The sequence below is a fragment of the Streptococcus mitis genome (assembly GCF_001074635.1).
Lineage (GTDB): Bacteria > Bacillota > Bacilli > Lactobacillales > Streptococcaceae > Streptococcus > Streptococcus mitis_E.
In genome coordinates, this window is the sequence record NZ_JUQO01000202.1 from 1 (window position 1) to 7,985 (window position 7,985).

Sequence of the window (7,985 nt, forward strand, 5' to 3'; positions counted from 1 at the left end):
CACTGCTTTGAGGTTGTAGATAAGACTGACGAAGTCAGTTACATATATCTACGGTAAGGCGACGCTGACGTGGTTTGAAGAGATTTTCGAAGAGTATAAGAAAAAAGCAGAGTTGGAAGTCAGTCCAATTCTGCTTTTAAATAGTTTAAAACCTTTTCCAGATTATCTAAGGACACCTTGGCAAATTGATAAGGACAGGTGCTTAAATAGGCCTCTTCAAAGAAGTCCAAGCCCAGTTGACTGTGTTTGAGACTGGCGATTTTAGGATACTGTCTCAGGTCTAGCAATAAACCATCGTGTAGGGGATAATGAAGAAGGGGACAAGGTGTTTTAGTTAAGCTTTCCTCAAGTTGTTTTTGGTAAGCTTCCTGATTGGATAAGCGAGCTAGCCGATTTTTCTCAAATAATTGACTGTCAATATAGAGTGACAGGGCCTTTTGCATGATAAGGTTGCTGTCGTAATCTAGGATATTTTTGTAGGCTACAAAGGCTTCTTTGATAGCATTTGGAAGGATGAGTGCTGTTATCCGCAGGGCTGGAAAGAGGCTGGTTGAGAAGGACTTGATATAAATGACGCGCTTCTCTGTATCTAGATAGTGGAAGGTCTGCCCCTTTTTGGAGTCCAAATCCCCCAAATAGTCGTCCTCTACAATATAGACACCATACTTGGCAGCTAAGTCAAGAATAGCTCGTTTGTCCTGCTCTGAATAGGAATGCCCCAGAGGATAGTGAAAACGAGGAATGGTGTAGAAAAACTTAATCTTTCCTGTTTTGAAGTGACCTTCCAGCTCCTCCAAGTCAATCCCATCAATGCTTCGTTCAATCGTTTGATAGTCTAAGCCCTGAGCAATCAAGAGGCGATTCATCCGATGATAGGTCGGCTGTTCCACCAAGATTTCCTTTGCTTGGCTAGGAAAGGATATTTGAGAGAGGATAAACAAGGCTTGTTGGGTTCCAGAAGTCAGTACCAGTTGGTCAGCCTTGCAGTAGAGGGCTTGGTCAAAGAGAAGTTTATGAATAGACTGTCTTAGGTCTTCTAAACCTTCTTGGTTGTCATAATAATTGAAGAGGTAGTTTTCCCGGCCAATTAAGGTTTCATTGACGCAGAGTCGGAAGTCGTCATAGGCGCGGGCATGTTCGTCAGTGACTTCGATTTCTAGGTCTTGGTGTTGCCCCTGTTCTAAGACATAGTAGCCACTATTGGGCTTGGCATAGAGGTATTGTCCGTGCCGTAATTCCAGCAGTGCTCGTTGAATGGTGTCCTTGCTACAGTGAAAGTCAAGACTCAGTTGACGGATAGAAGGCAGGCGGCTACCCGTTGGAAAGCGTCCAGACTCGATACTATTTTTCAGATAAGCTACGACCTCTTGGTACTTGCTTTGTTTCTTCATTCCATACCTCCCTTGATTTTGTTACATTGTACCCTTTTTTTTCCTTCTTGGCAATGTCTAGGGTGTTTCTCTCGTTCACATCTAGCGGCAAATGTGGTATACTTAGGAGTAAGATTTATAGAATAACAGACAAGAAAGTGAATGGATAAGAACGTGCAGGAACCAGTGAAATTATTTCAATACAATACCCTTGGAGCCTTGATGGCCGGCCTTTATGGTGGTACCATGACAGTAGGAGAATTGCTAGAGCATGGTGATCTTGGTTTGGGAACCTTGGATTCCATTGATGGGGAATTGATTGTCTTAGATGGCAAGGCCTATCAGGCCAAAGGCTCAGGAGAGCAACCGGAAATTGTAGAAGTGTCACCAGATGCCCTTATTCCTTACGCAGCAGTAGTACCACATCAGGCAGAAGTTATTTTCCGCCAGCGCTTTGAGATGACAGACAAGGAATTGGAAGAGCGAATCGAGTCTTATTATGATGGGGAAAATCTTTTCCGCTCAATTAAGATTCGTGGGGAATTTTCGCATATGCATGTGCGTATGATTCCCAAGTCGACACCAGATACCAAGTTTGCTGAGGTCGCAATCCATCAACCTGAATATAGTCGTGACAATGTGGCGGGAACTATCGTTGGTTTCTGGACGCCAGAGATTTTCCATGGAGTTAGTGTGGCAGGCTACCATCTGCACTTCATCTCAGATGACTTGACCTTCGGTGGGCATGTCATGGATTTTGTCATAAAAGAAGGAATCATCGAAGTGGGGGCAGTTGACCAATTAGACCAACGTTTCCCAGTTCAAGACCGCCAATACTTGTTTGCCAAGTTCAATGTTGATGAGATGAAAAAAGATATTGAAAAGGCAGAATAGGAGAAGAAAATGACCATTCATATCATTATTACCATTGTGTTTTTGCTGACTTTTCTAATAGGGAGCATTTGGTATGCCAGAAAGAAATACCAGATTAATTTAGCTGTTTTGGGCTTGGGGGCTGTTGCCTTCTTTCTCTCTTCACAGATTCTAGAAAAATTGGTTCATATCATAGTTCTTCATCCTCAAAAAGATGGAAGTATTGCTCTTTTACAAGACCATCCCCTGGTTTATATTGTCTATGGCCTAGCTATGGCGGCTTTCTTTGAGGAAACAGCTCGTCTCATCTTCTTTAAATGGTTGAAGAAAAAGAGAAACTTGGAAAAATCAGATGCCCTTGCTTATGGATTGGGGCATGGTGGTTTGGAATTGATTTTCTTAGGTGTTACTAGCCTCGTCAATCTCTACATTGTTCTTTCGGCAGTTCAAACTCAGAATCCACAGGTCCTGAAATTGCTGTCTGAAAATATGTTGAAAACTATCCAGTCGCTATCTGTCTGGCAAATTTATTTGCTTGCTTTTGAACGGATTTTGGCGCTAGGTTTCCAATTACTCTTGACTGTTTGGGTTTACCAAGCTGTTCGCCAGAAGAAATGGATTTATCTCCTAGCGGCTTATGGACTACATGCCTTCTTTGATCTGGCACCATCTCTTGCCCAAGTTGGCTGGTTGACCAATCCAGTCTTGGTTGAAGTTGTCCTAGCAGTTGAGCTCATTCTGGTTGCCTATGGAACAAAGGCAATCTTTTGCAAAAAATCATAAAAAGGGGGGGACCTCTTTTTTTGTGCAAAAAACAAACAAGGTCTTTTTATGGTCGTCAAATGGTCTTAAAAATGGTATAATGGAATGAATTTTGTAAAAGGAAGAGTGACATGTCTGTAAGAGAAAAAATGCTTGAAATCTTAGAAGGAATTGATATCCGTTTTAAAGAACCCTTGCATAGCTATAGTTATACAAAAGTAGGTGGAGAGGCCGATTATTTGGTCTTTCCACGAAATCGTTTTGAGTTGGCGCGCGTTGTTAAATTTGCCAACCAAGAAAATATTCCTTGGATGGTTCTTGGAAATGCTAGTAACATCATTGTTCGTGATGGTGGGATTCGTGGATTTGTCATCTTGTGTGACAAGCTCAATAATGTTTCCGTTGATGGCTATACCATCGAAGCTGAAGCAGGGGCTAACTTGATTGAAACAACTCGCATTGCCCTTCGTCATAGTTTGACTGGCTTTGAGTTTGCTTGTGGCATTCCAGGGAGCGTCGGTGGAGCAGTTTTCATGAATGCAGGTGCCTATGGTGGTGAGATCGCCCACATCTTGCAGTCTTGTAAGGTCTTGACCAAGGATGGAGAAATCGAGACCCTGTCTGCCAAAGATTTGGCTTTTGGTTACCGCCACTCAGCCATTCAAGAGTCTGGTGCAGTTGTCTTGTCAGCTAAATTTGCCCTAGCCCCAGGAACCCATCAGGTTATCAAGCAGGAAATGGACCGCTTGACGCACCTACGTGAACTCAAGCAACCTTTGGAATACCCATCTTGTGGTTCGGTCTTTAAACGTCCAGTAGGGCATTTTGCAGGTCAATTAATTTCAGAAGCTGGCTTGAAAGGCTATCGTATCGGTGGCGTAGAAGTGTCTGAAAAGCACGCAGGATTTATGATCAATGTCGCAGATGGAACGGCCAAAGACTACGAGGACTTGATTGAGTCTGTGATTGAAAAAGTCAAGGAACACTCAGGTATCACGCTTGAGAGAGAAGTCCGTATTTTAGGTGAAAGCAAGTAGGAAGCTGTAGTTGAAAAGCTGCTGCTATGTCATGGAAAGGGGGTGAAAGCCTATCGTTAGTGCAGAAGAATGTAGGCAGTTTAATCTCCTACACGAGGTAGTGGCGGCCTGACAGAGCCCTGATCTGTTAATCTATGAAAAAGAAGGAATAAATGACAATTGAAAAAACCAATTATTGAATTCAAAAACGTCTCTAAAGTTTTTGAAGACAGCAACACCAAGGTTCTCAAAGACATCAATTTTGAGTTGGAAGAAGGGAAATTTTATACCCTTCTAGGCGCATCTGGTTCAGGTAAATCAACTATCCTTAACATCATTGCAGGTTTACTGGATGCGACGACAGGAGATATTTTGCTGGATGGTGTCCGTATCAATGACATCCCAACCAACAAGCGTGACGTTCATACGGTCTTCCAATCCTATGCCTTGTTTCCACATATGAATGTGTTTGAAAATGTTGCTTTTCCACTTCGCTTGCGTAAAATTGACAAGAAAGAAATCGAGAAACGCGTAGCGGAAGTTCTCAAGATGGTTCAGTTGGAAGGGTACGAAAAACGTTCCATTCGTAAACTCTCTGGAGGACAACGTCAGCGTGTGGCTATTGCCCGTGCCATCATCAACCAACCCCGTGTGGTTTTGTTGGACGAGCCTCTGTCAGCGCTTGACTTAAAATTACGAACAGATATGCAGTATGAACTACGTGAACTGCAACAACGATTGGGCATTACCTTTGTCTTTGTCACTCACGATCAGGAAGAAGCCCTGGCTATGAGTGATTGGATTTTTGTCATGAATGATGGCGAGATTGTCCAGTCTGGAACACCAGTAGATATCTACGATGAGCCGATTAACCACTTTGTTGCCACCTTTATTGGTGAGTCAAATATCTTGCCAGGAACCATGATTGAGGACTACTTGGTTGAGTTTAACGGCAAACGCTTCGAAGCGGTCGATGGAGGGATGAAGCCAAATGAACCTGTTGAGGTTGTTATTCGTCCAGAGGACTTGCGTATTACCCTTCCTGAAGAAGGCAAGCTCCAAGTTAAGGTCGATACCCAGCTCTTCCGTGGGGTTCACTATGAAATTATCGCCTATGACGAACTTGGGAATGAATGGATGATCCACTCAACCCGTAAGGCCATCGTGGGTGAGGAAATCGGTCTGGACTTTGAGCCAGAAGACATCCACATCATGCGTCTCAACGAAACTGAAGAAGAGTTCGATGCTCGTATCGAGGAGTACGTAGAAATCGAAGAACAAGAAGCAGGTCTGATCAATGCAATCGAGGAGGAAAGAGATGAAGAAAACAAGCTCTAAACTCTTTGTAGTGCCCTACATGCTTTGGATTGCACTCTTTGTCCTGGCACCCTTGGTCTTGATTTTTGGACAATCCTTTTTCAATATTGAAGGCCAGTTCAGTTTAGAAAATTATAAGTCCTACTTTGCGTCACAAAATTTGACCTACCTAAAAATGAGTTTCAACTCTGTACTCTATGCAGGAATTGTGACCTTTGTGACCTTGCTTATCAGCTATCCAACAGCCCTCTTTTTGACCCGTCTCAAGCACCGTCAACTCTGGCTCATGCTGATTATCCTGCCAACCTGGATCAATTTGCTCCTCAAGGCTTATGCCTTTATCGGAATTTTTGGTCAGAATGGCTCTATTAACCAATTCTTGGAATTTATCGAAATTGGTTCACAACAGTTGCTCTTTACCGATTTCTCCTTTATCTTTGTCGCAAGCTATATTGAGCTTCCTTTTATGATTTTGCCCATTTTCAATGTCTTGGACGATATGGATAACAACCTCATCAATGCCAGCTACGACCTCGGTGCGACCAAGTGGGAGACCTTCCGTCATGTCATCTTCCCTCTATCGATGAATGGTGTGCGAAGTGGGGTTCAGTCGGTCTTTATTCCAAGCTTGAGTCTCTTCATGCTGACCCGTTTGATTGGTGGGAACCGCGTTATCACCTTGGGGACAGCCATTGAGCAGAACTTCCTGACCAATGACAACTACGGTATGGGTTCAACCATCGGTGTAATTCTCATCTTGACCATGTTCATCACCATGTGGGTGACCAAGGAAAGGAGAGAACGATGAAAAAATTTGCCAATCTTTATCTGGGACTGGTCTTTCTTGTCCTCTACCTGCCGATTTTTTACTTGATTGGCTATGCCTTTAATGCAGGTAACGACATGAATAGCTTTACAGGCTTTAGCTTGAGCCATTTTAAAACCATGTTTGGCGATGGTCGTCTTATGTTGATTGTGACTCAGACCTTTTTCTTGGCCTTTCTGTCAGCCTTGATAGCGACGATTATCGGGACTTTTGGAGCTATTTACATCTACCAGTCTCGTAAGAAATACCAAGAAGCCTTTCTTTCACTCAATAATATCCTCATGGTTGCGCCTGATGTTATGATTGGTGCCAGCTTCTTGATTCTTTTTACTCAACTCAAGTTTTCACTTGGCTTTTTGACTGTTCTATCTAGTCACGTGGCCTTCTCGATTCCTATCGTGGTCTTGATGGTCTTGCCTCGTCTCAAGGAAATGAACGGTGACATGATTCATGCGGCCTATGACCTTGGTGCCAGTCAATTTCAGATGTTCAAGGAAATCATGCTTCCTTACCTGACTCCGTCTATCATTGCTGGTTATTTCATGGCCTTCACCTATTCGCTAGATGACTTTGCCGTGACCTTCTTCGTAACGGGAAATGGCTTTTCAACCCTGTCAGTCGAGATTTACTCTCGTGCTCGTAAGGGGATTTCTCTAGAAATCAATGCCCTGTCTGCCCTCGTCTTTCTCTTTAGTATTATCCTAGTTGTTGGTTATTACTTTATCTCACGTGAGAAGGAGGAGCAAGCATGAAAAAACTCTATTCATTTTTAGCAGGAATTGTAGCCATTATCCTCGTCTTATGGGGAATTGCGACGCATCTAGACAGTAAAATCAATAGCCGAGATAGTCAAAAATTGGTTATCTACAACTGGGGAGACTATATTGATCCAGAACTATTGGAGCAATTCACGGAAGAAACAGGCATCCAAGTCCAGTATGAGACTTTTGACTCCAACGAAGCCATGTATACCAAGATCAAGCAGGGTGGAACAACCTATGATATTGCCATTCCTAGTGAATACATGATTAACAAGATGAAGGATGAAGACCTCTTGGTACCGCTTGACTATTCAAAACTTGAAGGTCTTGAAAATATCGGACCAGAGTTCCTCAACCAGTCCTTTGACCCAGGCAATAAATTCTCCATTCCTTACTTCTGGGGAACCTTGGGAATTGTCTACAATGAAACCATGGTAGATGAAGCGCCTGAGCATTGGGATGATCTCTGGAAGCCAGAGTATAAAAACTCGATCATGCTCTTTGATGGGGCGCGTGAGGTACTGGGACTAGGACTCAATTCGCTAGGCTACAGCCTCAACTCCAAGGATACCCAGCAGTTAGAAGAGACAGTAGACAAACTCTACAAACTGACTCCAAATATCAAGGCTATTGTGGCGGACGAGATGAAGGGATACATGATTCAGAATAACGCTGCAATCGGTGTGACCTTCTCTGGAGAAGCCAGCCAAATGCTAGAAAAAAATGAAAATCTACGCTATGTGGTTCCGACCGAGGCCAGCAACCTTTGGTTTGACAATATGGTCATTCCCAAAACAGTCAAAAACCAAGATGCAGCCTATGCCTTTATCAACTTTATGTTGAAACCTGAAAATGCTCTCAAAAATGCAGAGTATGTCGGCTATTCAACACCGAACCTACCAGCTAAGGAATTGCTCCCAGAGGAGAAAAAAGAAGATAAAGCCTTCTATCCAGATGCTGAAACCATGAAGCACTTAGAAGTTTATGAGAAATTTGACCATAAATGGACAGGCAAATATAGCGACCTCTTCCTACAGTTTAAAATGTATCGGAAGTAGAG

Annotated in this window: 8 protein-coding genes; 7 read left to right on the plus strand and 1 reads right to left on the minus strand. The window is 43.1% G+C overall.

Translation table 11 applies throughout. The features are described from left to right. Positions 1 to 119 precede the first annotated feature (119 nt). Positions 120 to 1,391 (minus strand): aminotransferase-like domain-containing protein, encoded by a 1,272-nt coding sequence (locus ADI58_RS08710; RefSeq protein WP_049522265.1) that lies wholly within the window; start codon positions 1,389 to 1,391, stop codon positions 120 to 122. A 141-nt stretch (positions 1,392 to 1,532) separates the two neighbouring features. Here ADI58_RS08710 and budA point away from each other — a divergent pair, with 141 nt between their 5' ends. The 7 genes from budA to ADI58_RS08745 all read left to right on the plus strand — a co-directional run bounded on the left by budA (position 1,533) and on the right by ADI58_RS08745 (position 7,983). Beyond that, positions 1,533 to 2,264 carry an acetolactate decarboxylase gene (gene budA / locus ADI58_RS08715; RefSeq protein ID WP_049522266.1) on the plus strand — a complete coding sequence of 244 codons (732 nt, stop codon included), beginning with the start codon at positions 1,533 to 1,535 and terminating at the stop codon, positions 2,262 to 2,264. Positions 2,265 to 2,273: 9 nt separating this feature from the next. After that, the gene (locus ADI58_RS08720; protein ID WP_049522268.1) at positions 2,274 to 3,026 is read left to right on the plus strand and encodes a YhfC family intramembrane metalloprotease; all 753 of its coding nucleotides are present in this window, start codon (positions 2,274 to 2,276) and stop codon (positions 3,024 to 3,026) included. 110 nt (positions 3,027 to 3,136) lie between these two features. After that, entirely contained in the window at positions 3,137 to 4,042 is a 906-nt protein-coding gene (gene murB / locus ADI58_RS08725; protein WP_000116175.1) for a UDP-N-acetylmuramate dehydrogenase, read from the plus strand. Positions 4,043 to 4,201: 159 nt separating this feature from the next. Further along, positions 4,202 to 5,359: an ABC transporter ATP-binding protein gene (locus ADI58_RS08730; protein ID WP_000742895.1), complete on the plus strand. Its 1,158-nt coding sequence runs from the start codon at positions 4,202 to 4,204 to the stop codon at positions 5,357 to 5,359. Beyond that, complete coding sequence (locus tag ADI58_RS08735; protein ID WP_049522269.1) at positions 5,340 to 6,146, plus strand: ABC transporter permease; 807 nt, start codon at positions 5,340 to 5,342, stop codon at positions 6,144 to 6,146. The genes ADI58_RS08730 and ADI58_RS08735 overlap by 20 nt, the downstream gene beginning before the upstream one ends. Further along, entirely contained in the window at positions 6,143 to 6,916 is a 774-nt protein-coding gene (locus ADI58_RS08740; RefSeq protein WP_000712740.1) for an ABC transporter permease, read from the plus strand. Before ADI58_RS08735 ends, ADI58_RS08740 begins: the two co-directional genes overlap by 4 nt. Next, entirely contained in the window at positions 6,913 to 7,983 is a 1,071-nt protein-coding gene (locus ADI58_RS08745) for an ABC transporter substrate-binding protein (RefSeq protein WP_000737956.1), read from the plus strand. Before ADI58_RS08740 ends, ADI58_RS08745 begins: the two co-directional genes overlap by 4 nt. Positions 7,984 to 7,985: the final 2 nt, after the last annotated feature.